The sequence below is a fragment of the Pseudomonas sp. Leaf48 genome, assembly GCF_001421885.1.
In the GTDB taxonomy this organism is placed as follows: Bacteria; Pseudomonadota; Gammaproteobacteria; order Pseudomonadales; family Pseudomonadaceae; genus Aquipseudomonas.
Genome location: NZ_LMLH01000007.1, coordinates 61,739 through 85,541, shown reverse-complemented (window position 1 = coordinate 85,541; position 23,803 = coordinate 61,739). Strand labels below are relative to the sequence as shown.

The 23,803-nt window shown below is 60.0% G+C and carries 23 protein-coding genes and 4 tRNA genes; 18 read left to right on the top strand and 9 right to left on the bottom strand.

The annotated features are described in order from the left end of the window. The first annotated feature begins 129 nt into the window (after positions 1–129). Entirely contained in the window at positions 130–963 is an 834-nt protein-coding gene (gene mazG, locus ASE98_RS07505) for a nucleoside triphosphate pyrophosphohydrolase (protein ID WP_060540751.1), read from the top strand. Between the two features lie 28 nt (positions 964–991). Further along, entirely contained in the window at positions 992–1,534 is a 543-nt protein-coding gene (locus tag ASE98_RS07500) for a DUF2058 domain-containing protein (protein WP_060540750.1), read from the top strand. Positions 1,535–1,922: 388 nt separating this feature from the next. Here ASE98_RS07500 and ASE98_RS07495 read toward each other — a convergent pair whose 3' ends face one another. The 6 genes from ASE98_RS07495 to ASE98_RS07470 form a co-directional block, all read right to left on the bottom strand. Beyond that, positions 1,923–2,111 carry a hypothetical protein gene (locus ASE98_RS07495; protein WP_060540749.1) on the bottom strand — a complete coding sequence of 63 codons (189 nt, stop codon included), beginning with the start codon at positions 2,109–2,111 and terminating at the stop codon, positions 1,923–1,925. 390 nt (positions 2,112–2,501) lie between these two features. Then, complete coding sequence (gene fabB, locus ASE98_RS07490) at positions 2,502–3,722, bottom strand: beta-ketoacyl-ACP synthase I (protein ID WP_007974551.1); 1,221 nt, start codon at positions 3,720–3,722, stop codon at positions 2,502–2,504. A gap of 11 nt (positions 3,723–3,733) precedes the next feature. Then, positions 3,734–4,249: a 3-hydroxyacyl-[acyl-carrier-protein] dehydratase FabA gene (fabA, locus tag ASE98_RS07485; protein WP_003179264.1), complete on the bottom strand. Its 516-nt coding sequence runs from the start codon at positions 4,247–4,249 to the stop codon at positions 3,734–3,736. A gap of 247 nt (positions 4,250–4,496) precedes the next feature. After that, on the bottom strand, positions 4,497–6,398 hold the full coding sequence (locus tag ASE98_RS07480; protein ID WP_060540748.1) for an ATP-binding protein: 1,902 nt from the start codon (positions 6,396–6,398) through the stop codon (positions 4,497–4,499). Continuing rightward, the gene (locus ASE98_RS07475) at positions 6,395–7,327 is read right to left on the bottom strand and encodes an ABC transporter substrate-binding protein (protein WP_060540747.1); all 933 of its coding nucleotides are present in this window, start codon (positions 7,325–7,327) and stop codon (positions 6,395–6,397) included. The genes ASE98_RS07480 and ASE98_RS07475 overlap by 4 nt, the downstream gene beginning before the upstream one ends. Position 7,328: 1 nt before the next feature. Beyond that, complete coding sequence (locus tag ASE98_RS07470) at positions 7,329–9,452, bottom strand: TonB-dependent receptor plug domain-containing protein (protein WP_060540746.1); 2,124 nt, start codon at positions 9,450–9,452, stop codon at positions 7,329–7,331. Between the two features lie 195 nt (positions 9,453–9,647). Here ASE98_RS07470 and ASE98_RS07465 point away from each other — a divergent pair, with 195 nt between their 5' ends. The 11 genes from ASE98_RS07465 to pyrF all read left to right on the top strand — a co-directional run bounded on the left by ASE98_RS07465 (position 9,648) and on the right by pyrF (position 18,835). Beyond that, positions 9,648–10,673: an NAD(P)H-dependent glycerol-3-phosphate dehydrogenase gene (locus ASE98_RS07465; protein ID WP_060540745.1), complete on the top strand. Its 1,026-nt coding sequence runs from the start codon at positions 9,648–9,650 to the stop codon at positions 10,671–10,673. Positions 10,674–10,689: 16 nt separating this feature from the next. Further along, positions 10,690–11,037, top strand: a complete 348-nt coding sequence (locus ASE98_RS07460) for a DUF4389 domain-containing protein (protein ID WP_060540744.1) — start codon at positions 10,690–10,692, stop codon at positions 11,035–11,037. Continuing rightward, positions 11,034–11,489, top strand: a complete 456-nt coding sequence (gene sixA, locus ASE98_RS07455; RefSeq protein WP_060540743.1) for a phosphohistidine phosphatase SixA — start codon at positions 11,034–11,036, stop codon at positions 11,487–11,489. Before ASE98_RS07460 ends, sixA begins: the two co-directional genes overlap by 4 nt. Positions 11,490–11,558: 69 nt before the next feature. Further along, positions 11,559–13,226, top strand: a complete 1,668-nt coding sequence (locus ASE98_RS07450; protein WP_060540742.1) for an AMP-binding protein — start codon at positions 11,559–11,561, stop codon at positions 13,224–13,226. A gap of 32 nt (positions 13,227–13,258) precedes the next feature. Then, positions 13,259–13,702, top strand: coding sequence for a hotdog fold thioesterase (locus tag ASE98_RS07445; RefSeq protein WP_042560476.1), 444 nt, complete (start codon positions 13,259–13,261; stop codon positions 13,700–13,702). A 490-nt stretch (positions 13,703–14,192) separates the two neighbouring features. Continuing rightward, positions 14,193–14,999: an alpha/beta fold hydrolase gene (locus ASE98_RS07440; protein ID WP_060540741.1), complete on the top strand. Its 807-nt coding sequence runs from the start codon at positions 14,193–14,195 to the stop codon at positions 14,997–14,999. Beyond that, positions 14,996–15,850, top strand: coding sequence for an alpha/beta hydrolase (locus ASE98_RS07435; RefSeq protein ID WP_060540740.1), 855 nt, complete (start codon positions 14,996–14,998; stop codon positions 15,848–15,850). The genes ASE98_RS07440 and ASE98_RS07435 overlap by 4 nt, the downstream gene beginning before the upstream one ends. A 50-nt stretch (positions 15,851–15,900) precedes the next feature. Then, positions 15,901–16,023 (top strand): hypothetical protein, encoded by a 123-nt coding sequence (locus tag ASE98_RS27465; protein WP_256352807.1) that lies wholly within the window; start codon positions 15,901–15,903, stop codon positions 16,021–16,023. Between the two features lie 8 nt (positions 16,024–16,031). Then, positions 16,032–16,838 carry a DUF4892 domain-containing protein gene (locus ASE98_RS07430; protein ID WP_060540739.1) on the top strand — a complete coding sequence of 269 codons (807 nt, stop codon included), beginning with the start codon at positions 16,032–16,034 and terminating at the stop codon, positions 16,836–16,838. A 69-nt stretch (positions 16,839–16,907) separates the two neighbouring features. After that, a complete protein-coding gene (locus ASE98_RS07425) occupies positions 16,908–17,963 on the top strand; it encodes an AI-2E family transporter (protein WP_060540738.1) in 1,056 nt (351 codons plus the stop codon). 173 nt (positions 17,964–18,136) lie between these two features. Then, a complete protein-coding gene (gene pyrF, locus ASE98_RS07420; RefSeq protein WP_162237386.1) occupies positions 18,137–18,835 on the top strand; it encodes an orotidine-5'-phosphate decarboxylase in 699 nt (232 codons plus the stop codon). A gap of 137 nt (positions 18,836–18,972) precedes the next feature. On the opposite strand, the gene ASE98_RS07415 is transcribed toward pyrF, so the two are convergent. Next, a complete protein-coding gene (locus tag ASE98_RS07415; protein ID WP_060540736.1) occupies positions 18,973–19,977 on the bottom strand; it encodes an NADP-dependent oxidoreductase in 1,005 nt (334 codons plus the stop codon). A gap of 236 nt (positions 19,978–20,213) precedes the next feature. On the opposite strand from ASE98_RS07415, the gene ASE98_RS07410 reads away from it, so the two are divergent. Then, on the top strand, positions 20,214–20,975 hold the full coding sequence (locus ASE98_RS07410) for an SDR family oxidoreductase (protein WP_060540735.1): 762 nt from the start codon (positions 20,214–20,216) through the stop codon (positions 20,973–20,975). A gap of 75 nt (positions 20,976–21,050) precedes the next feature. Here ASE98_RS07410 and ASE98_RS07405 read toward each other — a convergent pair whose 3' ends face one another. Then, the gene (locus tag ASE98_RS07405) at positions 21,051–21,809 is read right to left on the bottom strand and encodes a hypothetical protein (protein ID WP_060540734.1); all 759 of its coding nucleotides are present in this window, start codon (positions 21,807–21,809) and stop codon (positions 21,051–21,053) included. Positions 21,810–22,194: 385 nt separating this feature from the next. On the opposite strand from ASE98_RS07405, the gene ASE98_RS07400 reads away from it, so the two are divergent. The 4 genes from ASE98_RS07400 (at position 22,195) to ASE98_RS07385 (ending at position 22,607) form a co-directional block, all read left to right on the top strand. Then, positions 22,195–22,270, top strand: a tRNA-Glu gene (locus ASE98_RS07400). A gap of 2 nt (positions 22,271–22,272) precedes the next feature. Then, positions 22,273–22,348 (top strand) — tRNA-Gly (locus tag ASE98_RS07395). Positions 22,349–22,452: 104 nt separating this feature from the next. Beyond that, positions 22,453–22,528: transfer RNA gene (locus ASE98_RS07390), tRNA-Glu, on the top strand. A 3-nt stretch (positions 22,529–22,531) separates the two neighbouring features. Beyond that, positions 22,532–22,607, top strand: a tRNA-Gly gene (locus tag ASE98_RS07385). Between the two features lie 135 nt (positions 22,608–22,742). Here the strand turns inward: ASE98_RS07385 and ASE98_RS07380 are convergent. Next, positions 22,743–23,792, bottom strand: a complete 1,050-nt coding sequence (locus ASE98_RS07380) for an alkene reductase (RefSeq protein ID WP_060540733.1) — start codon at positions 23,790–23,792, stop codon at positions 22,743–22,745. Between the last annotated feature and the right edge of the window lie 11 nt (positions 23,793–23,803).

Sequence of the window (23,803 nt, the reverse complement as noted above, 5' to 3'; positions counted from 1 at the left end):
CGACGCCAATCAACTGTGGGAGCGGGCTTGCTCGCGAAGAGGGCGTGTCAGTCGGAATGTGCACTGAATGACACACCGCATTCGCGAGCAAGCCCGCTCCCACATTGGTTTTGTGTAGAGACATGACAGATGTATTCACTCGAAGACCTGCTGCACCTGATGAACCGCCTGCGTGACCCGCAGTACGGTTGCCCGTGGGACATCAAGCAAACCTACGCCACCATCGTCCCGCACACCCTCGAAGAAGCCTATGAAGTGGCCGATGCCATTGAGCGCGGTGATTTCGATCACTTGCAGGGCGAGTTGGGCGATCTGTTGTTTCAGGTCGTCTATTACAGTCAATTGGCTCGGGAAGAAGGGCGCTTCGAGTTTTCCGGCGTGATCGACAGCATCACCCGCAAGCTGATCCGCCGTCATCCGCACGTATTTCCCACCGGTGATCTGTATGCGCAGCGGGATGTGCCGCGCCTGAATGAAGAGCAGGTCAAGCAGCGCTGGGAGGAGATCAAGGCCGAGGAACGCGCCGAGAAATCCGTCGCACCGCAGCAACTGTCTTTGCTCGATGATGTGCCTGCCGCGTTGCCGGCGCTGTCGCGTTCGGCCAAGCTGCAGAAGCGCGCAGGGCAGGTCGGTTTCGACTGGCCCGATGCGCTTGCGGTGCTGGACAAGGTGCGTGAAGAGCTCGATGAAGTGCTCGAAGCCATGTCCGAAAACGATCCGCAAGCTGTGGCCGAGGAGATCGGTGACCTGCTGTTTTCCGTGGTCAATCTGGCGCGGCATCTCAAGGTCGACCCGGAAACCGCATTGCGGGGCGCCAACGGCAAGTTCGAAAGGCGCTTCCGTTTTATCGAACAGGCATTGCGCGATACCCTGCGTCCCATACAAGATTGCACCCTCGAAGAGTTGGACGCCCTGTGGGGCGAGGCCAAACGACAGGAAAAGAATTTGCCCAGCTGCGGTTGAGCAGTTGCCTAAGTGAGTAATAAGCACCATGAGCATTTCCCTTCGCGACCAGTTGCTCAAAGCAGGGCTGGTCAACCAGAAGCAGGCCAAGCAGGTCAGCAAAGACAAACAGAAACAACAGCGTCTGGCTCACAAAGGCCAGATCGAACTCGATGACTCCCAGCAGCGTGCTGCACAGGTAGCCATGGCCGAGAAGGTCAAACGCGACCAGGAGCTCAACCGCCAGCAGCAGGAGAAAGCCGAGGCGAAAGCCCGCGCCGCTCAGGTCAAGCAACTGATCGAAGTCTCGCGCCTGCCGAAACTGACGACCGAGGACTACTACAACTTCGTCGACGACAAGAAGGTCAAGCGTATTTGCGTCAATACGCTGATGCGCAACAAGCTCAGCAGCGGCTCGCTGGCCATCGTGCATCATGCCGGGGGCTATGAAGTGATTCCCCGTGAAGCTGCGCTGAAGATCCAGGAGCGCGACCCGCAGCGTATCGTGCAGCTGAATGTGCAGACCGAAGAAGTCATCGCCGAGGACGATCCGTACGCGGCCTATCAGATCCCGGATGATCTGATGTGGTAGTCGTTCAAATCTGTAATAACGACAAACCCCGCTCATGGCGGTAATGCTGTTCACTTAAGCGGGGCACACACATGTGGCGAGGGGGCTTGCCCCCGTTCGGCTGCGAAGCAGTCGTAAAACCATTGCACGTGGTGTACCTGATACGCCCCGATGGTAGGTTTTGGGGCCGCTTCGCAGCCCAACGGGGGCAAGCCCCCTCGCCACAGATTTTGTACTTGCCTGATGATCGTGTNTTACCTGATACGCCCCGATGGTAGGTTTTGGGGCCGCTTCGCAGCCCAACGGGGGCAAGCCCCCTCGCCACAGATTTTGTACTTGCCTGATGATCGTGTTAAGTGAACAGCATTACGCTCATGGCGGGGTTTGTCGTTTTCAATGCTGTCATTGCTCAAGCGGAGCGTAGCGCTCTTTGCTGCTCCAGGATTTCCAGTTCGGCCTTGTAATTGTGGGCGTCGATCTCGTTGTGGAACATCCCCACCAACAAATCCTGTTGATGCACATCCCAAATCCGTACCCCGGCGGCTACGCCTTCATGGGACATGTGTGAATCGTCGCGTTCAGTCACTTTTACAGTCATCTGCTAGCTCCAATCTCTGATATCTGCAGCAAGGCGTGTGCAGGACTCAGTTATAGAGTTTGTTAGCTTGCTAAGTAAACCTTCGCTTTGTGCAATGTATTTTTGCGAAAACCGCAACAGTGCTGCAGCCCGCTAAATCCGCGACATTCGGTCACAGGGCGATTGGTTGCATGACAGAAGTTTCATTTTCAGCACGCCACAGACCCTTGTAGGAGTGAGCCTGCTCGCGATGACGGAGTGTCAGACACCGATGATGGTGGCTGATCCACCGCTATCGCGAGCAGGCTCACTCCTACAGGGGGTTTGTGTTGGGGCATGATGTTTTCGCAGACCAAAAAAAACGCCCCGAACCAGTCGGGGCGTTTTCATGTGCGGCTCAGCGGCGGGGAATTACTTGCCTTCCCAGCGCTTCAGTACCAGCGTGGCATTGGTGCCACCGAAACCGAAGCTGTTGCTCATCACGGTGTTGATGGTGGCGTTTTCGCGGGTCTTGGTCAGCACCGGCAGGTCAGCCACTTCCGGATCCAGCTCGTCGATGTTGGCGGAGCCGGCAATGAAGTTGCCTTCCATCATCAGCATGCAGTAGATCGCTTCGTGAACGCCGGCGGCGCCCAGGGAGTGACCCGACAGGCTCTTGGTCGAGCTGATGGCTGGAGCCTTGTCGCCGAACACTTCACGCACACCTTTCATTTCCGCAACGTCGCCGACCGGAGTCGAGGTGCCGTGGGTATTGAGGTAGTCGATCGGGGTGTCGACGGTGGACAGCGCCTGCTGCATGCAGCGGATCGCGCCTTCGCCACTTGGGGCAACCATGTCGTAGCCGTCGGAAGTCGCGCCGTAGCCAACGATTTCGGCGTAGATCTTCGCGCCGCGAGCCAGAGCGTGTTCCAGCTCCTCAACCACAACCATGCCGCCACCGCCGGCGATGACGAAGCCGTCACGGTCGGCATCGTAGGCACGGGAAGCTTTTTCCGGCGTGTCGTTGCGCTTGCTGGACAGGGCGCCCATGGCGTCGAACAGGAACGACTGGCTCCAATGCTCTTCTTCACCGCCACCGGCGAAGACGATGTCCTGCTTGCCCATCTGGATCTGTTCCATGGCGGTACCGATGCAGTGAGCACTGGTGGCGCAGGCAGAAGCGATGGAGTAGTTCAGGCCCTTGATCTTGAACGGCGTGGCCAGGCACGCGGAAACGGTGCTGCTCATGGTCCGCGTTACACGGTATGGGCCGACGCGCTTGACGCCTTTCTCACGCAGGATGTCCAGCGCTTCCATCTGGTTGAGGGTCGATGCGCCACCGGAACCGGCGATCAGGCCGGTGCGCGGGTTGGACACCTGCTCTTCGGTCAGGCCGGAGTCGGTGATGGCGTCTTTCATGGCCAGGTAGGCATAAGCTGCCGCGTGGCCGACGAAGCGATAGATCTTGCGATCGATCAGCTCTTCAAGGTTGAGGTCAATGGAGCCGGAAACCTGGCTACGCAGACCCATTTCGGCATATTCCGGGTTGAACCGGATGCCAGGGCGGCTTGCACGCAGGTTAGCGGAGACGGTCTCTTTGTCATTGCCCAGGCACGAAACAATGCCCAGACCAGTGATAACGACGCGGCGCATGCGAATAACCCTTAGAAGTTGTCAGTGGAGGTGAATACGCCGACCCGGAGGCCTTCGGCGGTGTAGATTTCGCGACCGTCGACGGTAACCGAACCATCGGCGATGGCCAGGTTCAGCTTGCCCTTGAGGACGCGCTTGATATGAATGTTATAGGTGACTTTCTTGGCGGTTGGCAGGACCTGGCCGAAGAATTTCACTTCGCCCGAACCCAGCGCACGGCCACGGCCCGGCAGACCTTGCCAGCCGAGGAAGAAGCCGACCAGTTGCCACATGGCATCGAGGCCCAGGCAGCCTGGCATCACCGGGTCACCTTCGAAGTGGCAGGCGAAGAACCACAGGTCCGGGGTGATATCCAGCTCGGCGACCAATTCACCTTTGCCGTACTTGCCACCTTCTTCGCTGATCAGGGTGATGCGATCGACCATCAGCATGTTCGGGGCGGGCAGTTGCGCGTTACCAGGGCCGAACAGCTCACCGCGACTGCAGCGCAGCAGGTCTTCCCGGGTAAAGGCGTTTTGTTTGGTCATGCGAGCTCCTCAATAATCCCATGCGGCAGGTGGGGCAGATCTTCCCGGCCGATCGACGCGTTCATGCCTCGAATCGGCAGCCTACTCATAGACTATTGCGTTGTGGTGAAAGTCACAGTACCAAGGACATGAATGTACACTTGTGCACTGAAATTATTATTCAAGCCCATTTTCGGGCCAGTCGAGGTGCCTAAGACTGCCGCACTTTCGCCTTTCACGCCAGTCGCAGATGGTCGAAAGGCCTGCACTACTGCACCCAACGCTGCAGAATTTGCTGCAAATCAGTGCGTTTGAACGGCTTGGCCAGGTAATCGTTCATGCCCACTGACAAACAGGCTTCGCGGTCGCCCTGCAAGGCGTTGGCGGTCAGGGCAATGATTGGCACATCGGAGCATCCGGGCAACTGGCGGATTTGCCGAGTGGCCTCATAACCATCGATGATCGGCAACCGGCAATCCATCAGAATCGCCTCGAAAATCAGACTCTCGGCACTGCGTACCGCCTGCGCGCCGTCGCCAGCAATGCTTACCTTGAAACCCAGGCTGCGCAACATGGCTTCGATGACCGTCTGGTTGACCGGATTGTCCTCGACCAGCAGTACATTGCGCCCCTCACCGTCGCTGTTGCCGCTTGGCGCGCGCGGGGCCGGGGTCGGTTGCGTGTGTTGATCGAGTGCCAGGGGGATTTCCAGAGTGAACGCCGAACCCAGTCCTTCCTCGCTCCGGGCGCGCAGCGTGCCACCCATGCGTTCGGCGAGGGTGCGCGCAATCGGCAAACCCAGGCCGGTACCGCCATAGCGCCGGGAAATGGAACTGTCAGCCTGCTGAAAGGCGTTGAACATCAATTCCAGGCTCTCGGCCGGGATGCCGATTCCGCTGTCACGGACGGTGCAGGTGAACCACAGCAATTCGTGATCCAGCGACTGCCACTGCGCTTCGATGCTGATGCTTCCCTGCTCGGTGAATTTCAGCGCGTTGCCGATCAGGTTGACCAGTATCTGGCGGATGCGCGTCGGATCGCCTTTCACCTGCAACCGGCGCATGTCTTCGGGGACTCTCAATTGCAGATCGAGCCTGCGTTGCGCAGCGCTGTGATGGAACGACTGGGCGCAGCTGGCGATCAGGTCGGCGAGGTTGAACGCAATGTGTTCGAGCTCCAGTTCCGAACGCTCGATACGGGAGAAATCCAGAATGTCATTGATGACCTTGAGCAGATGTTCGGTGGATTCGCAGGCCAGCGCCGCGTATTCGACCTGCTCTTCGGTGAGGTCGGTGGTTTCCAGCAACTGCAGCATGCCCAGCACGCCATTCATCGGCGTGCGCAATTCATGGCTCATCATGGCGAGGAAGTCGGACTTGGCGTTATTGGCCATTTCCGCTTCTTCACGGGTCTGGATCAACTGAGCCATTGCCTGATGCTGTTCGCGACTGGCCTGTTCAAGGGCTCCGGCGAGGTTGTTGATGTGTTGCGACAACGCTCCCAGCTCGGTGTCGTCGACGATGGGCAGCGGTCTTTTGTAATCACCTTGCTGGATCGCCTTGACCGCGTTGCCGATATCGCGGATCGGTTGCGACAGACTGCTGGCCAGGCGCCGGGCCACCAAAAATGTGAACAACAGTGCGAATAGCGCCAGTATCGCCGCCTTGAGCAGGATTTCCTGCTGGCGCCGACTGAAGGCATCGTTGGAAAGCCCGACAATGACCCGGCCCAGATAGTCCTCGCCCGGGGTGGTTGTGGCGACTTTGCCGCCCTGCAGAAAATCGTTTTGCAAGGCGATCCGTTGCAGCCGGACAGGTGCCTGGAAGACTTCCACCTGTTGCGCGCGATTGTGGTGTGCGGTGGGTTGCTCGACGTACACCAGCACCCGGTTGGCACTGTCCTGGACCTCCAGAAAACGCACGTTGGGCGTGGCCAGGGTGGCTTTGAGCAGACTTTCAAGCACTTCGTTATTGCCCGAGATCACTCCGTACTCGGTGGCGGGGGCCAGTTGGTTGGCGATCAACTGACCCGTGTGAGTGATCTCCTGACGCAAATCCTGAATGCGCACGAAGGTGAAGAAGCTGATCAACATCAATGTCAGCAGCAGGGCAGGGCCGAGGCTGATGAGCTGGGTGCGGGTATTGATGTCCCAGCTGCGACGCAAGCTCATGGGCGGCGTTCTCCTTCGGCCAGCAATTTCGCGACTGACGCTTCGTTTATCTGTTCGATGCCTAATGAGCGAGCTACCTGCGGGTTGCTTGCGACCTTGAATCGGTGCGGGTATTGCGTGCGCGGCCAGGTCGCCGGCGGGCGGTCGAGCAATTCGTCGAGGATGGCCAGCCAATCGCTCTGATCACTGTAAGTGCTGGCCAGGCTGCCGGCCTTGACGAAGCCGGCATTGGGACCGATCAGCGCCAGCTGGCGTGCATAACTGCTCAGCAGCAGGTTCTTCGCCGTCAACGAGTTGTACAGGTCGGGGTCGTCCAGACCGAGCAGGACTTCGCATTTTCTCAGCAGTTTGTTTAATGGACGGCTGTCGCGGGTATCGTCCCAGCGCTGAGGGACCACCTCCAGACCCAAGGGGTGGGCCGACTCCCGCAATTCGCTCAAAAGGAATTCGCTGTGCGTGTCATAGAGCACGCCGACCCGTTTGACCTGAGGCAACAACAGGCGGGTCAGGCGCAACTGGCGTTCCAGCGGGGGATCGCTCCACAGCAGGCTGAGCCGGGGTGGCAGGCTGGTGTTCAGGCGTTGCCGTGCTTGCAGGCGGCTGATGCGCAACACCAGCGTGGCCGGGCCCTGTGCATCTTGCAGGCGCCAATCGAGGCTCGGCAGGTCGAGCAAAATCAATCGGGTATCGTCAGGCAGTTTGCCTGGCCCAGGTAAGTTGGCCAGCACCTGGAAGCGCACGCTGTCGCTCGGCCGCAACTCGGCCAGGGCTTGAGTAAACGCCTGCATACCGGGGGTTTCTTCGGCAGCGGTCAGCAGAATGTCCGCGGCATGACCTGGCGGGCTGCCTGCAAGACTGCTCAGCAGCAGGCATAGCACCGCCATCAGGCGCCCCAGGCCTGGCGTTCTCCATGATTGGCAATGCAGCATCTTAAAGCTCCAGCTCGGCGCTGAAGTACATCACCTGGCGCTCGTCATAATTGTTATCGACGAAGGTGGTCGGCTGGTTGTCCAGGCGTTGCTGGAGCACGCCGGCCAGTTCCAGGTTGGCCTTGCCCAGGCCGATGCGCTTGGCGATGCGTGCATCGACCCGTTCGAAGCGGTAGCCATTGAGGGCATCGTCACCATAGTAGAAGAGCGCGCTGTTCCAGCCCCGCCCCCAGTCGCGCAGCCAGCCGGCAGAACCGCTGTTGCGCGCAGTCTGCCTGGCGTCCAGAGGATCGCTGGTGTCGGCATCGACATAGGCATACGTCAGCCGCAGGCGATCGGCATTGCCGAGCCGCCAGTCGAACTGGGTTTCGGCGCCTGAGAAGCGTGATTTGTTCGAGTTACTGGCAATGTACTGATTGTTGCGCAGTGGTTCGCTGATCATGCCGGTGATTTCGTCGTGGAACAGCTTCACATCCAGCGCCAGCCCGATCTCGGCAAAATAGCCGTTGTAGCCCAGTTCCCGCGAGCGCATGTGCTCTTGTTCGAGGTCACCGGGACCGCGGGTTCTGACGAAGTAACGGGCACTGGACTGGCCAAAGGCCCCGGGTCGCAGATTGCTGACCCGATAGCTCCAGTTGACGTTGTCCTCGAACATGTCCGGCGAACGGATCGCTTCAGAATACACCGCACGCAAGCCGTGGCGCGGGTTGATCAGGTAATTGACGGCGACGCGCGGGGTCAGTGAGCTGCCGATCAAGCGGGTGTCTTCGTACATGGCGCCGCCTTGCAGCAGCCAGTGTTGCGTGGCGCGCCACTCGAATTGGCCGAATGCCCGCCACGTCGTGTCATCGAGCGTGCCATCGAAGTAGGTCTCGGAATCCGCCCGGTCGTAACGATAGTTCAAGCCGCTGACCAGTCGCAGGCTGTCGGACAGGCTCAGGGTGTCCTGCAGTTCCAGGTCGTAGCGCGATTCGCGCACACTCTGGTCGATGTCACCACAGACTGTCTGACTGGCACCGTTGCGCCATTGCTCGAGTACCTGATTGGCCAGCGCCTGCTCGGCCGGGGTGCCGGGTGGAGCGCCGGAGCCGATGAACCGGGTGATATTGCGGGCCAGGCGTTCGGTGTAGTTCGGGTTGAGCTGCCACAGTTCGGTCAGTTGCGGGCTGAATGAAACTTCGGCGTCACAGGCACGCCAGGTTTGCTGGCGATCCCAGTGCTGGGCCGAGCCCTGGACATACAGACTGTGATCGGGGTTGAAGTCCAGATTCCAGCGCAAGGAGCCGGCGTAATCCTTGGAGGTGACGTCGGAATTGTCGCCGGCTCTGGTTATCCCGGAAAACACCGGACGGTAGTCATAGGGTCGCTGATTGGTGCCGTCCTTGGCATTCAATTGCCAATCGAGGCTCTGGCGTTCGTCGAGTGTGTGACTGACCGCGAGGTTGAGGCGCTCCAGGCGACGGCTGTCATGGTAATCGGCGCCCCTGCGGTCGTAGTCGAAGCCATCGTCCTGCTGGCCGGACAGGGACAGTCGCAAGTCACCGTCATCCCAGCCGACACCCTGGCTGGCGTAAAAATCGTTGATGCCACGCTGCCCCCGGGTCACCTTCAGGCGCGTGCCGTGGCTGTCGGCCGGTCGCCGGGTGATGATGTTGACCACCGCCATCAGCGCATTGGCGCCGTAACTGACCGTGTTCGGGCCGCGAAACACTTCGATGCGCTCGATGTCTTCCATGGCTACCGGGATGTCACTCCAGTCCACCACCGCCAGGCCGGCGCGGTAGACCGAGCGGCCGTCGATCAATACCTGCATGCGCCGTGCTTCGGTGGCATTGGTGCCGTGATAGTTCACTGCCGCCTGATTGCCACTGATGTTGCCGACCATCATTCCTGGCACCAGACGCAACAGTTCGCTGACGTCCCTGGCGCCACTGGCGCTAATCAGCGCGCTATCGATCACGGTCATGCTCCCCGGCACGGCAGCCGGCGACTGCTTCAGGCGCGTGGCCGTCAACACTTGCGGCATTTCCTCACCGTCGAGAAACAGGTCGTCGGCCAGCAATGGCGAACTGAAGATCAGCGCCAGCACCAGCGGCGAACGTGATGAAGCGAAATCCGGGGTCACAGCACATCCCTGTCAACGATGGATGGCGCGCATGTTAACCGAGCTGATCGACTTTTCCATTGATGATGCTGGCATTTTCCGCGGATCTATCGGGCTTCTTCCTACAAAAGTCGGTAATTAACAGCGGGGCTGGTCGAGGATGGGCCGCTCCGTATAATGCCAACATCGCCACTGGTATGGATTAACGGATTGCATATGACTGAACAGCGCCCAATTGCGGTCCTGGGAGGCGGAAGTTTTGGTACCGCCGTGGCTAATCTGCTGGCCGAGAACGGGCATCAGGTGCTGCAGTGGATGCGTGACCCCGAGCAGGCCGAGGCCATTCGGGTCAATCGCGAGAACCCGCGCTACCTCAAAGGCATCAAGATTCTGCCCGGCGTCACGCCGGTCACCGACCTTGTGACCACCCTCGAAGCCTGCGAGCTGTGTTTCGTTGCACTGCCGTCCAGCGCGTTGCGCTCGGTGCTGGTGCCCCATGCCGAACGCTTGACTGGCAAGTTGCTGGTAAGCCTGACCAAAGGCATCGAAGCCCAGACGTTCAAACTGATGAGCGAGATTCTCGAAGAGATCGCTCCGCAAGCTCGCATCGGTGTGTTGTCGGGGCCCAACCTCGCGCGGGAAATCGCTGAACACGCGCTGACCGCGACTGTGGTTGCCAGTGAAGACGAAGAGCTGTGCCGGCAGGTCCAGGCGGCTTTGCATGGCCGGACTTTTCGCGTCTACGCCAGCGCCGACCGTTTCGGCGTGGAGTTGGGTGGGGCCCTGAAGAACGTCTACGCAATCATCGCCGGCATGGCGGTGGCGCTGGGCATGGGGGAAAATACCAAAAGCATGCTGATCACCCGGGCGCTGGCGGAAATGACCCGCTTCGCGGTGAACCAGGGCGCCAACCCGATGACGTTCCTCGGGCTTGCCGGCGTAGGTGACCTGATCGTCACCTGCTCTTCACCCAAGAGCCGTAACTACCAGGTCGGGTTCGCCCTCGGCCAGGGCCTGAGCCTGGAAGAGGCGGTCACGCGCCTGGGCGAAGTCGCCGAGGGGGTCAACACCCTCAAGGTGCTCAAGGCCAAGGCCCAGGAAGTCGGTGTGTACATGCCGCTGGTCGCCGGGTTGCACGCGATTCTGTTCGAAGGACGCACGTTGGAGCAGGTCATTGGTCTGTTAATGCGTGGCGAGCCGAAAACCGACGTCGATTTCATTTCCACCAGTGGTTTCAACTAAGCATCAGGGAGCTCGCATGAACGATCCGAAAATAGAAGCCCGGTACGAATCCATCCTGCTGCGGGTGTTGTGGATGGTCGTCTATGTAGTGATCTGGCAAGTGGCGCAGTTCATCCTGGGCGGCGTCGTGCTGGTGCAGTTGATCTATCGTTTGGTCTATGGCGCCCCGAGCGCCAGCTTGATGAACTTCGGCGACAGCCTGAGCCAGTTCCTGGCACAGATCGGTCGTTTCGGCACTTTTCACAGCGACCAGAAGCCCTGGCCGTTCGCCGACTGGCCGACGCCACGCACACCGGAAGGTGAAGCACCGCATGCCGTGGCGCCCGCACCGCATCCGGTACGAGATGAGGAACCCAAACTATGAAACTCTGGGTATTGCGTCATGGTGAAGCCGTGCCACACGGTTCGCGCGTCCACGATTCGGAGCGGGAGCTGACGGAGCGGGGGCGCGAGGAAGTGCTTCACAGCGCCGCGTTGTTGATGGGGCAACCGCTGACTGCGATCTATGCCAGCCCTTACCTGCGCGCACAGCAGACCGCGCAACTGGTGCGCGAGACGTTGGGCTTCGAACCGGAAATCCGCACCGTCGACTGGCTGACCCCGGACTCCGATTCGGACAAAGTGGCCGAGCAACTCGTGTCGGTGAGTGACGTCCTGCTGGTCAGTCACAACCCGCTGGTGGGCAACTTGTTGAGCTACCTGCAACACGGTGCGGGATACCCGCCGGAAAAGGTGAGCACCGCCGGGTTGGCCGAAATCAAGGGTGATGAGCTTTTGGTCGGGTCGATGACGCTCGACAGCATCAAGCATCCTTAAAAAAATAACCAAGCACTTGCTTGGTTGACTACGCTTGCTCCAGAACAAAAAAACACTGGAGCGAGTCGCATGTCTGCTGCTTTTCGTTTGCCGCTGGACGTTTTCTACGAGCGTGAGGCCCGTCATCCCCAGCAGCGCTTCCTGGTGCAGCCTGTCGGAGGCGGCCAGGTCGAGACATTGACCTGGGCGGACGTCGGTCATCAGGCCCGTTGCGCAGCCCACTGGTTGCGCGCGCGGGAACTGCCCCAGGGTAGCCACATCGCCCTGATATCGAAAAACTGCGCGCACTGGATCATCGCCGACCTGGCGATCTGGATGGCCGGGCACGTGTCAGTGCCGCTGTACCCGAACCTCACCGCAGAGTCAGTTGCCCAGGTACTTGAGCATTCCGAAGCGGCGCTGGCGTTCATCGGCAAACTCGACGACTGGCCGGGGATGTCCCGCGGGGTCAACCCGCAACTGCCGACCATCAGCCTGCCGTTGCATCCGCCTGGCACCTTTGATTTCGGCTGGAGCGATCTGCTACACAGTTCACCGATCCAGGACAACCCAAAGCCCGCTGCCGATCAACTGGCAACCATCATCTACACCTCTGGGACCACCGGCGTGCCCAAAGGGGTGATGCACAGCTTCGGCAACCTGGGGTTTGCGACCACTCGCGGCACCGGACTGTTCGGTCTCAATGAATCGGACCGGCTTCTGTCGTATCTGCCGCTGTGCCACGTGGCCGAGCGGATGTTCGTCGAGATGGCGTCGATCTATACGGGGCAAACGGTGTTCTTTGCCGAGAGCCTCGACACCTTTTTGACTGACCTGCAAAGGGCGCGGCCAACGGCACTGTTTGGCGTGCCACGCATCTGGACCAAATTCCAGATGGGCGTCTACGGCAAAATCCCGGCCAAACGTCTCGACTTCCTGCTTGGCCTGCCATTTATCGGCAAGCGGGTCGGGCACAAGGTCCTGGTCGGGCTTGGGCTGGATGCCTTGCGAGTAGCCCTGTCCGGTGCTGCGCCGGTGCCGCAGACCTTGCTCCTGTGGTACCGCAAGTTGGGGCTGGATGTGCTGGAGGTCTACGGCATGACCGAAAGCTGCGGTTATTCGCATATCTGTTTGCCGGGGCAGAACAAGCCGGGTTGGATCGGCAAGCCTTGCCCGGATGTCGAAGTGCGGATTGACGACACGGGGGAGGTTTTGGTGCGCAGTGGCGCCACCATGCTCGGGTATTACAAGGAACCGGAAAAAACTGCCGACACCCTCACCGTAGACGGCTTTTTGCGCACCGGCGACAAGGGCGAGCAAGACGCCGAAGGCAACCTGCGCCTGACCGGGCGCCTGAAAGAAATCTTCAAGACCAGCAAAGGCAAATACGTGGCTCCGGCGCCGATCGAGAATCGCCTGGCGGTGCACTCACGCATTGAACAGGTCTGTGTGGTCGGCGATGGCTTGAGTGCGCCGCTGGGGTTGTGCGTGTTGTCCGCGGTCGGTCAACAGGATGCCGGCGGGTCTGCGCGCGCCGGTTTGCATTCGAGCCTGGAAAAACTTTTGGAAGAGGTCAACAGCGCCCTCGACAAGCACGAACGTCTGCGCCGCCTGGTGGTGGTCAAGGACAGCTGGGCGGTGGAAAACGGTTTTCTCACACCGACCTTGAAGATCAAGCGCAACGTGATCGAAGCGGCTTACGGCGGGCGCTTCGAAGAGTGGAGCGAGCGCAGCGAAGCCGTGTTGTGGCAGGATTGATGGACGAACAAAACCAATAAGGGAAATCTGCGATGAGCCTGTGGCGTACCACTCCCAACATCGAACAGTTGAACGCAATCCAGAAAAACACCATTGGCGAAGTGCTGGATATCCGTTTCGAAGCCTTCGACGAAGAGTCCCTGACCGCGAGCATGGTCATCGATCACCGCACTCACCAGCCTTACGGCTTGCTGCACGGTGGCGCCTCGGTGGTATTGGCCGAAACGGTGGGCTCAATGGCCAGCTACCTGTGTATCGACGCCAGCAAGTTCTATTGCGTGGGCCTTGAAATCAACGCCAATCATCTGCGTGGGCTGCGCAGCGGGCGGGTGACGGCGGTGGCCAAGCCGATTCACATCGGGCGCACGACCCATGTCTGGGATATTCGCTTGACCAGCGACGAAGGCAAGGCCAGTTGCGTGTCGCGCTTGACCATGGCGGTGGTGCCGCTGGGTGAGCAGCCGCCGGCACGTTGAGATCGGGTTCGCGCAGTTGGATCGATCCCTCACTGTAGAGACCGGTACATCCTTTACACATGAGACCGGGGACATCGTTTACACCTTTTACAGGGGGAGTGGGGACTGATCGTGGGTTTCTTTAGAAATAATGCGACCTGACAGTGCTGGGGTGAATCCGTAATCAGCTCGACTCTTGGGTTAGCTCCCTCACCCTAACCCTCTCCCGGAGGGAGAGGGGACTGATCGTGGGTTTCTTTAGAAATACTGCGACCTGACAGTACTGTGCGAATCCATAATCGACTCGATTTCTCAGGTCGATGTATGACACCAGACACCTCGGTCGGCCCCCTCTCCCTCTGGGAGAGGGCTGGGGTGAGGGGCAAACGATTCAAAAGACCCCAATGATTGATCTGACCTGACTGTCATCATTCCTGTCAGTTACGGTCATTGCTGCAAGATGTTTCCTTGCGGACAATGAACCCCTGTTCTCGCTCATGGATTTGCAGGTATGTCGCAACAGATATTTTTCGCCCACGCCAATGGTTTTCCTTCCGGGACCTACGGCAAGTTGTTTGCGGCGCTGGCACCCGAGTTTCAGGTGACGCATCTGGAGCAACACGCCCATGACCCGCGCTTCCCGGCGGACGACAACTGGTACAACCTGGTCGATGAGCTGATTCATCACCTGCAGCAGCAATCACAACCGGTGTGGGGCGTTGGCCACTCCTTCGGTGGCGTGTTGCACCTGCACGCGGCATTGCGTTGTCCCGAGCTGTATCGCGGCGTAGTCATGCTCGATTCACCGGTACTTACCCGCACCGATCAATGGGTCATCCGCGCGGCCAAGCGTTTCGGTTTCATCGACCGCCTGACCCCGGCCGGACGCACCCTGGGACGTCGCGAGGAGTTTTGCGACCTGGAAAGTGCCCGTCGCTATTTTGCCGGGAAAACCCTGTTTCGCGGTTTCGATCCGGAATGCTTTGATGCCTACCTGCAGCATGGCCTGCACCAGGTGGGTGACAAGCTGCGCCTGCGTTTCGACCCGGCCACGGAAATCAGCATCTACCGTGGCGTTCCACACACCAGTCCAGGGAGCACCCGGCAATTGAAAGTGCCCCTGGCGGTGGTGCGCGGGCACAATAGCCGCGTGGTGATGCGTCACCATTCCAGTTCCGTCGGCCGCCTGCCCCAGGGCGAGTCCCTGACCATGCCCGGCGGCCACATGTTTCCCCTTGAGCGACCGCTGGATACCGCCTCGTTGTTGAAAGATCTGTTCAACCGCTGGGACGGCCTCCAACAACAGGATTGCGCATGAACCACGCCTTCGAAGAAGTCCGCCTGAGCCTGCCGCACATCGAGCTGGCGGCGCACTTGTTCGGCCCGCAAGACGGTTTGCCGGTCATTGCCCTGCACGGCTGGCTGGACAACGCCAACAGCTTCGCGCGCCTGGCGCCCAAGCTCAAAGGCCTGCGCATCATCGCCCTGGACATGGCCGGCCACGGCCATTCCGGACACCGCCCGCCGGGTGCCGGATACGCCATGTGGGATTATGCCCATGACGTGCTGCAGGTCGCCGAACAACTGGGCTTGCAGCGTTTTGCCCTGCTGGGGCACTCCATGGGTGCCATCGCTTCATTGATCATTGCCGGTTCGATGCCGGAGCGTGTCACTCACCTGGCGTTGATCGATGGAATCATTCCTCCTACCGACAAAGGCGAAAACGCCGCCGAACGCATGGGCATGGCCCTGCAGGCGCAGCTGGATCTGCGGGAAAAGCGCAAACCGGTCTATGACACACTCGATCATGCCATCGAGGTGCGCATGAAAGGTCTGGTGGCAGTCAGTCGTGAAGCCGCCGGACTGCTGGCGCAACGTGGCCTGATGCCGGTGCCGGGCGGTTACACCTGGCGCACTGACAGTCGTCTCACGTTGCCATCGCCGCTGCGTCTGACCACCGAGCAGGCCATGGCTTTCGTCCAGCGAGTCAGCTGTCCGGCGAAACTGGTGGTGGCTGCCGACGGCATGCTCGCCAAACATCCCGAGTTGCTGGAACGTCTACCCTTTAGCCATGAACAGTTGCCAGGCGGGCACCATTTGCACCTGAATGACGAAGCAGGTGCGGATCTTGTCGCAGACTGTTTCAATCGGTTCTTCGCCATTCCTTGACTTGCGCCGGGCAACTGTCGAGGCTGGGCGGGTTGAAAAGGGAGACAACCATGATAGATCTCTACACCGCGACCCCGAATGTCGATCGCGCCATCGGTGGAACTGCCTGGGCGCCGCAACGCCCCGATCAAGCCACTGTCGTCAAGGATGCCCAGGCCATGCTGATCCAATGAGTCTATCCGTGCGTTCCATCAGCCTGTTGGCGCTATGCTGTCTCAGCCCCCAGTTGTTTGCCGCCGATGTTCCGGGAAGTCAGGACCTGCCGATCGTGCCGCGCATGGCCGACGCGCAGATCGTCGACTATCGCCCCGCAGCCGAACTGGAGCGGATCTATCCCTTGGGCTCGATCCGCAAGATCAGCGGCCAGTTGCGCTTCGACGGTCAGGTCAGCACCCGTGGCAATGCCACTTCGGTGACTTACGAGCTGCCACCGGAACATTCATCGACCGAAGCCTTCACCGCCGCCCGCGAGGCGTTGCAGAAACAGGACGCGCAATTGCTGTTCTGGTGCCAGGCCCGCGATTGCGGTGAAAGCAGCCTATGGGCCAACGAAGTCTTCGGCAATGCCAAGCTGTATGGCTCCGACGATCAACAAGCCTATTTGCTGCTGCGTCTGGCCGCCCCCCGGGACAACACCCTTGTAGCGCTCTACAGCATCACCCGTGGCAATCGCAAAGCCTATCTGCACGTCGAACAGTTCGACGCCGCAGCGCCATTGGGCGATTTGCTGCCGACGTCGGCGACCTTGTTGCGTGAACTCAAGAGCACCGGCGAACTCGATTTCCCCAAACTGACTTCAGCACCTGATGACGCTTGGCTGCGTCTGATTTCTCGCGGACTGAACCTGGACACCACCCTGCGGGTCAGTGTTTCCGGAGCAAATGCCGAGGCCTGGCGTCAGGCGCTGATCGGCCAGGGCGTACGCGCGGCGCGCCTGGAAACCGGCAGTGTCGAAGGCTCTGGCCTGCACATCGTACTATTGCGGTAGGCTTTACCCGGCGAACGTGGGCGACACGTTCGCCTACTCTTTTGCTGACTGACTTTTTCGAGATTGCAGATGATCAATAACGATCGCCTTTTGGTGCAGATCCTGCTCGTGGTGCTGTTTGGCGCGAGCCTGTGGGTGATGGCGCCGTTCTGGTCGGCGATGTTCTGGGGCGCGGTCCTGGCCTTTGCCAGTTGGCCATTGATGCGTCTGCTGACCCGCTGGCTCAATGGCCGCGAATCCCTGGCGGCGGCATTGCTGACGCTGGGCTGGATGGTGCTGGTAGCAGCTCCCCTGGTATGGCTGGGTTTCAACCTTGCCGATCATGTGCGCGATGCCACGGCGTTCATCAAGGATGCACAGGTCGAAGGCCTGCCCGAGGCTCCTGCCTGGCTGGGCAGTATTCCGCTGGTAGGCGAGCGCCTGACGGGGATCTGGAACAGCATCGACCAGCAAGGTGCGGCGATGCTGCAATCGCTCAAGCCTTATCTAGGGCAGGTCGGCAACTGGTTGCTGGCGCGCAGCGCGCAGATCGGCGGCGGGATTCTCGAGCTGACCCTGAGCATCGTCTTCGTGTTCTTCTTCTATCGGGACGGGCCTCGGCTGGCGGCGTTTGTTCACGGCTTGCTGGAGCGCCTGATCGGTCAGCGTGCCGGCTATTACATCGAGCTGGTGGCCGGTACGGTGCAGCGGGTGGTAAATGGTGTGATCGGTACTGCGGCGGCCCAGGCCGTGCTGGCGCTTATCGGCTTCCTGATTGCCGGGGTGCCCGGGGCGCTGGTGCTCGGTATCGTGACTTTCCTGCTCAGCCTGATTCCCATGGGACCACCGCTGGTATGGATTCCGGCCACGGCCTGGCTGGCCTGGAAGGGCGAGTACGGCATGGCGGTATTTCTCGGCGCCTGGGGCATGTTCATCATCAGCGGCGTCGACAACGTGCTCAAGCCGTACCTGATCAGCCGGGGCGGCAACCTGCCGTTGGTGATCGTATTGCTCGGGGTGTTTGGCGGGTTGATCGCCTTTGGCTTCATCGGTTTGTTCATTGGCCCGACGTTGCTGGCGGTGGCTTACAGCCTGTTGACTGACTGGAGCAAGACGCAAGCCCGCGTTGAAGATCGCAGGCCCTGAAGTCCTGAGGCGGGGGTGTCGAGAGTGTGTCGTGTCTGTATCGGACTCGACACAATGGCCCCAAAGACTAGTCTTGGCTGAGTGTTCTCGACGATTTACCGATCATCGGGTCCCGCAGCGGCGCTGGTTCCGCTACAATGCGCGCCGATTTCGACTTGCCTGAGAGCCCACTCATGTCCGCCTGCCAGACTCCTATCATCGTCGCCCTGGATTTCCCCACCCGTGACGCCGCACTGAAGCTGGCCGATCAGTTGGACCCGAAGCTGTGCCGGGTCAAAGTCGGCAAGGAACTGTTCACCAGCTGTGCCTCGGAAATCGTCGGCACCCTGCGTGACAAGGGTTTCGAAGTGTTCCTCGACCTCAAGTTCCATGACATCCCCAACACCACTGCCATGGCCGTCAAAGCGGCTGCGGAGATGGGCGTGTGGATGGTCAACGTACATTGCTCCGGTGGCCTGCGCATGATGGCTGCGTGCCGTGAAGTGCTCGACCAGCGCAGCGGTCCGAAACCGCTGCTGATCGGCGTGACCGTGCTGACCAGCATGGAGCGTGAGGATCTGGCCGGTATCGGCCTGGACATCGAGCCGCAAGAGCAGGTTCTGCGCCTGGCGGCACTGGCCGAAAAAGCCGGGATGGACGGTCTGGTGTGCTCGGCACTGGAAGCCCAGGCCCTGAAAACGGCGCACCCGTCCCTGCAACTGGTGACCCCGGGGATTCGCCCGGCGGGCAGCGCCCAGGACGACCAGCGCCGGATCCTGACCCCGCGGCAGGCGCTGGATGCCGGTTCCGACTATCTGGTGATCGGCCGCCCGATCAGCCAGGCGGCAGACCCGGCCAAAGCGCTGGCTGCGGTGGTGGCCGAACTCGCCTGATCAATCGCTGAAAACCAAATGTGGGAGCGGGCTTGCTCGCGAAGAGGGCATGTCAGGCAACATTGATGTTGACTGACACACTCCCATTCGCGAGCAAGCCCGCTCCCACATTGGCAAATGGGTAGATCAAATAACGGTCATACCTTCAGAACCAACTTGCCGAAATTCTCCCCGCTGAACAACTTCATCAGCGTCTCCGGGAAGGTCTCCAGTCCCTCGACAATGTCTTCCTTGCTCTTGAGCTGCCCCTGGGCCATCCAGCCGGCCATTTCCTGCCCGGCCGCAGCGAATCGGCTGGCGTAGTCCATCACCACAAAACCTTCCATGCGTGCGCGGTTGACCAGCAGTGACAGGTAGTTGGCCGGCCCCTTGACCGCTTCCTTGTTGTTGTACTGGCTGATTGCGCCGCAGATCACCACCCGGGCCTTCATGTTCAGGCGGCTCAGCACCGCGTCGAGAATGTCACCGCCGACGTTATCGAAATACACGTCCACGCCTTTAGGACATTCGCGCTTGAGGCCGGCGATGACGTCTTCGTTCTTGTAGTCGATGACGCCGTCGAAACCCAGTTCATCGATGAGGAACTTGCACTTGTCAGCACCACCGGCGATGCCGACGACCCGGCAACCCTTGATCTTGGCGATCTGCCCGGCAATGCTGCCCACCGCCCCGGCTGCACCCGACAACACCACGGTTTCACCGGTCTTCGGCGCACCGACGTCGAGCAGGGCGAAGTACGCGGTCATCCCGGTCATTCCCAGTGCCGACAAATAGCGCGGCAGCGGCGCCAACTGCGGATCGACCTTGTAGAAACCCCGCGGCTCGCCAAGGAAATAATCCTGCACACCCAGTGCACCGTTGACGTAGTCCCCGACCGCGAACCCCGGATTATTCGAAGCGACGACTTTACCTACACCCAGTGCGCGCATGACTTCACCGAGACCGACCGGCGGGATGTAGGACTTGCCCTCGTTCATCCAGCCGCGCATCGCCGGGTCCAGGGACAGGTATTCGTTTTTGACCAGTATCTGACCCGCCGCCGGCTCACCAACCGGTACTTCCTGATAAGTGAACGTCTCACGGGTCGCCGCGCCTACAGGGCGTTTGGCGAGCAGGAATTGGCGATTGGTCTGGGTAGTCATGACAGGCACTCAAGATGAATGGAGCTTTGTTGATAGCCCTTCAACGTCAATGCCGCAAGTTTGGCTGATGTGGCGAATGCAGGTTGATCCAGAGCAGTGATAGTTGGTACGGCAGTTCCATCACTGCAAATCATGGGCGTCCAACCGGGCTTCTGATAGTGCTGCCGCCGGCAACGTCCCTGTCGCTAGACTGAAAACAGGCGATCCCCCGTTTTCTTCTTTTCGAGGACACAGCAATGAGCATGACGTTTTCCGGGCAGGTAGCAGTGGTGACAGGTGCAGCAGCCGGTATCGGTCGCGCGACCGCCCAGGCGTTCGCCGCCGAAGGTCTGAAGGTGGTGGTGGCGGACATGGACGCGGCGGGCGGTGAAGGGACGGTGGCGCTGATTCGTACAGCAGGTGGCGAAGCGACCTTCGTGCGCTGCAACGTGACGCTGGAAAGCGATGTAAAAAACCTGATGGATGAAGTGGTCGCCACCTACGGTCGCCTGGACTATGCCTTCAACAATGCCGGCATCGAGATCGAGAAAGGCAAGCTGGCCGATGGCACGCTCGATGAGTTCGACGCGATCATGGGCGTCAACGTCAAAGGCGTCTGGCTGTGCATGAAATACCAGTTGCCACTGTTGTTGGCCCAAGGCGGCGGTGCGATCGTCAATACCGCTTCGGTTGCCGGTCTCGGGGCAGCACCGAAAATGAGCATCTATGCAGCCTCCAAGCACGCGGTGATCGGTTTGACCAAATCGGCGGCCATCGAATACGCCAAGAAAAAGATTCGGGTCAACGCGGTATGTCCGGCGGTCATCGACACCGACATGTTCCGTCGCGCTTATGAGGCCGACCCGAAAAAAGGCGAGTTCGCCAATGCCATGCACCCGGTAGGTCGCATCGGCAAGGTCGAAGAAATCGCCAGCGCCGTGTTGTATCTGTGCAGTGATGGTGCGGCCTTCACTACGGGGCATTCGCTGGCTGTGGATGGTGGCGTGACGGCGTTCTGAAGACGGCTTGCAGGCCACGCCCCCGAATCGACATAAAAAAGCCACCTCATTCGGTGGCTTTTTAACATCCCATGATCAGTCGTAGATCACTTTCTTCTTCCAGTCCGCATCCGCCTCGACGTCCTTGAGGCCTTGGGTCAGTTGATTCACTTCGCCTTCCATCGGCGCTGTGCGGTCCATGACCTGGTCATTGGCCCGGGCCAGGAGTTTTTCCAGGTACTCCAGTTGTTCGGCGTAGAGCTGTGCTTCCTGTTGCTTGCGCAGGTATTGCACGCCACGTTCGAACGCCAGGCGCGCCTGGCCGGGCTGGTTCTGTTGCAGGCAGTGCTGGCCGAGGTTGTTGAAGAACTCGATGTGCAGCAGGACGAGGATGTGACGGACTTCGCGAATCCAGCGTTTGGCTTCAGTGGGCAGCAGGAAACCGTCCTGTGCGGCGCGGGTGATCTGGCCGTGCAGGGCTTCGAGTAAAAAGCGTACATCCTTGGCCTTGGCTTCGGTCTGGATCGGTGCCGGCGGGTTGTTGACCGGGATGGATTCACCCTGGGCGGCAAGGGTTTCCAGTTCGATGATTCGCGCCTTGAGGTTGGCACTGGATTTTTCCAGATTAAGCAGGCGATGGCACACGTTCAGTTCCAGGCGGGTCAGCAGCAACTTGAGCGCGGGTGTCATCAACTGGCCGGGGAAGGTTTCGGTGATCTCGCCGCAGCGACGCAAGCGGTCATTGAGTTCAGCCTTGGTACGGGCCTTTTCCAGCTTGTTGTTTTCCACTACATGGTTCATGTAGCCAATGACGATCAGCAGTGCGATCCCGGCTACGACTAGCAGGGTGATCATGAGTGGTGTCACCGGTAAGACCTCTTCTTATAGGTTTGCCTGTGAGTCCGGTGGCTTGCATATATGCGCCCGGGCCCGCACGACGGGAGGAATCGGACATCCCTGTAATTGTATCGGCCGCATCCCTGCTTCTATAAATGATGGCACCTACTATAGAGAGTGCCATCACTGGGCTGACTATAACGCCTTGAGAGGTGTCAGAATATAGGCGCCAGATGTCGACCAGCGGAAAATCCTCAGGGGCGCCCAAAAGCAGGTCGAAGTCATTGATTTAAATAAATTTATATCAGGGGGTTGACGACCTCTCAATCCATCCATAGAATGCGCGCCACTTGCAGCGTAAAGCACACAGCGAAACGAAGCAGGGAGTGAATGTTGTACGTGTGTCCCCTTCGTCTAGTGGCCTAGGACACCGCCCTTTCACGGCGGTAACAGGGGTTCGAGTCCCCTAGGGGACGCCAATGCGGGAATAGCTCAGTTGGTAGAGCACGACCTTGCCAAGGTCGGGGTCGCGAGTTCGAGTCTCGTTTCCCGCTCCAATTTTAAACAGCGTTGCCTTCGGGCAGGGCTGAGTGAAACCAGAACCAAGTCTTCGGATGCGGATCTGGGCACCGAAACACACACCATGTGTTCCGGGCAGCGTGTCCCCTTCGTCTAGTGGCCTAGGACACCGCCCTTTCACGGCGGTAACAGGGGTTCGAGTCCCCTAGGGGACGCCATTTGCGGGAATAGCTCAGTTGGTAGAGCACGACCTTGCCAAGGTCGGGGTCGCGAGTTCGAGTCTCGTTTCCCGCTCCAATTTCACAAAAACGCCGCTCATTGAGCGGCGTTTTTGTTTGTGCGGTTTTTGCGTCGCGTGCATGAAAAAGCCCCGGTTCTTTCGAATCGGGGCTTTTGCGTTTCTGCGTACAACTGTAAGAGCCTACCCAGTCTTTACAGCGTCGGATAGTCGATGTAACCAACCGGGCCCTTGGCGTAGAACAGTTCCGGACGTGCGTCGTTCAGCGGTGCGTCGGCCTTCAGGCGAGCCGGCAGGTCCGGGTTGGCGATGAAGGGTACGCCGAAGGCGACTGCATCGGCCTTGCCGCTGGCCAGCCAGGCGTTGGCGCTGTCCTTGGTGAAGCGTTCGTTGGCGATGTAGGGGCCGCCGAAGGCTTCCTTCAGTTGTGGGCCGAGGCTGTCTGCACCTTCTTTTTCTCGGGAGCAGATAAACGCGATGCCGCGTTTGCCCAGTTCACGGGCCACGTAGGTGAAGGTTTCGGCCAGGTTGTCATCGCCCATGTCATGGGAGTCGGCGCGCGGTGCCAGGTGCACACCCACGCGGCCGGCGCCCCAGACTTCGATGGCTGCGTCGGTCACTTCCAGCAACAGGCGTGCACGGTTTTCCAGGGAGCCTCCGTAGTTGTCGGTACGCTGGTTGGTGCTGCTTTGCAGGAACTGATCAAGCAGATAGCCGTTGGCGCCATGGATTTCCACGCCATCAAAACCGGCAGCCTTGGCGTTCTCGGCACCGGTGCGGTACGCGTCGACGATGTCGGCGATTTCCGCCGTCTCCAGGGCGCGTGGGGTCGGGTAGTCGGCCAATGGGCGAACCAGGCTGACGTGGCCTTTAGGCTGGATGGCACTTGGGGCGACCGGTTTTTCGCCGTTCAGGTACGAGTCGTGGGAAACCCGGCCGACGTGCCACAGCTGCAGGAAGATCTTGCCGCCGGCGCCGTGGATCGCCTTGGTGACGTTGGCCCAGCCGCGTACTTGATCATTGGACCAGATGCCCGGGGTGTCCGGGTAGCCGACGCCCATCGGCGTGACCGAGGTGGCTTCGCTGAGGATCAGGCCAGCGGAGGCCCGCTGCACGTAGTACTCGGCCATCAGCGCGTTCGGTACGCGACCTTCGTCGGCGCGGCAGCGGGTCAACGGGGCCATGATGATGCGGTTGGCCAACTCAAGGTCGCCCAGTTTGATTGGATCGAAAATAGTCGTCATGCAATACAACC

Coding starts and splice junctions, on each gene's coding strand:
- mazG (WP_060540751.1), top strand. CDS start 130: ATGTATTCACTCGAAGACCTGCTGCACCTGATGAACCGCCTGCGTGAC.
- ASE98_RS07500 (WP_060540750.1), top strand. CDS start 992: ATGAGCATTTCCCTTCGCGACCAGTTGCTCAAAGCAGGGCTGGTCAAC.
- ASE98_RS07495 (WP_060540749.1), bottom strand. CDS start 2,111: ATGACTGTAAAAGTGACTGAACGCGACGATTCACACATGTCCCATGAA.
- fabB (WP_007974551.1), bottom strand. CDS start 3,722: ATGCGCCGCGTCGTTATCACTGGTCTGGGCATTGTTTCGTGCCTGGGC.
- fabA (WP_003179264.1), bottom strand. CDS start 4,249: ATGACCAAACAAAACGCCTTTACCCGGGAAGACCTGCTGCGCTGCAGT.
- ASE98_RS07480 (WP_060540748.1), bottom strand. CDS start 6,398: ATGAGCTTGCGTCGCAGCTGGGACATCAATACCCGCACCCAGCTCATC.
- ASE98_RS07475 (WP_060540747.1), bottom strand. CDS start 7,327: ATGCTGCATTGCCAATCATGGAGAACGCCAGGCCTGGGGCGCCTGATG.
- ASE98_RS07465 (WP_060540745.1), top strand. CDS start 9,648: ATGACTGAACAGCGCCCAATTGCGGTCCTGGGAGGCGGAAGTTTTGGT.
- ASE98_RS07460 (WP_060540744.1), top strand. CDS start 10,690: ATGAACGATCCGAAAATAGAAGCCCGGTACGAATCCATCCTGCTGCGG.
- sixA (WP_060540743.1), top strand. CDS start 11,034: ATGAAACTCTGGGTATTGCGTCATGGTGAAGCCGTGCCACACGGTTCG.
- ASE98_RS07450 (WP_060540742.1), top strand. CDS start 11,559: ATGTCTGCTGCTTTTCGTTTGCCGCTGGACGTTTTCTACGAGCGTGAG.
- ASE98_RS07445 (WP_042560476.1), top strand. CDS start 13,259: ATGAGCCTGTGGCGTACCACTCCCAACATCGAACAGTTGAACGCAATC.
- ASE98_RS07440 (WP_060540741.1), top strand. CDS start 14,193: ATGTCGCAACAGATATTTTTCGCCCACGCCAATGGTTTTCCTTCCGGG.
- ASE98_RS07435 (WP_060540740.1), top strand. CDS start 14,996: ATGAACCACGCCTTCGAAGAAGTCCGCCTGAGCCTGCCGCACATCGAG.
- ASE98_RS27465 (WP_256352807.1), top strand. CDS start 15,901: ATGATAGATCTCTACACCGCGACCCCGAATGTCGATCGCGCCATCGGT.
- ASE98_RS07425 (WP_060540738.1), top strand. CDS start 16,908: ATGATCAATAACGATCGCCTTTTGGTGCAGATCCTGCTCGTGGTGCTG.
- pyrF (WP_162237386.1), top strand. CDS start 18,137: ATGTCCGCCTGCCAGACTCCTATCATCGTCGCCCTGGATTTCCCCACC.
- ASE98_RS07415 (WP_060540736.1), bottom strand. CDS start 19,977: ATGACTACCCAGACCAATCGCCAATTCCTGCTCGCCAAACGCCCTGTA.
- ASE98_RS07410 (WP_060540735.1), top strand. CDS start 20,214: ATGAGCATGACGTTTTCCGGGCAGGTAGCAGTGGTGACAGGTGCAGCA.
- ASE98_RS07405 (WP_060540734.1), bottom strand. CDS start 21,809: ATGATCACCCTGCTAGTCGTAGCCGGGATCGCACTGCTGATCGTCATT.
- ASE98_RS07380 (WP_060540733.1), bottom strand. CDS start 23,792: ATGACGACTATTTTCGATCCAATCAAACTGGGCGACCTTGAGTTGGCC.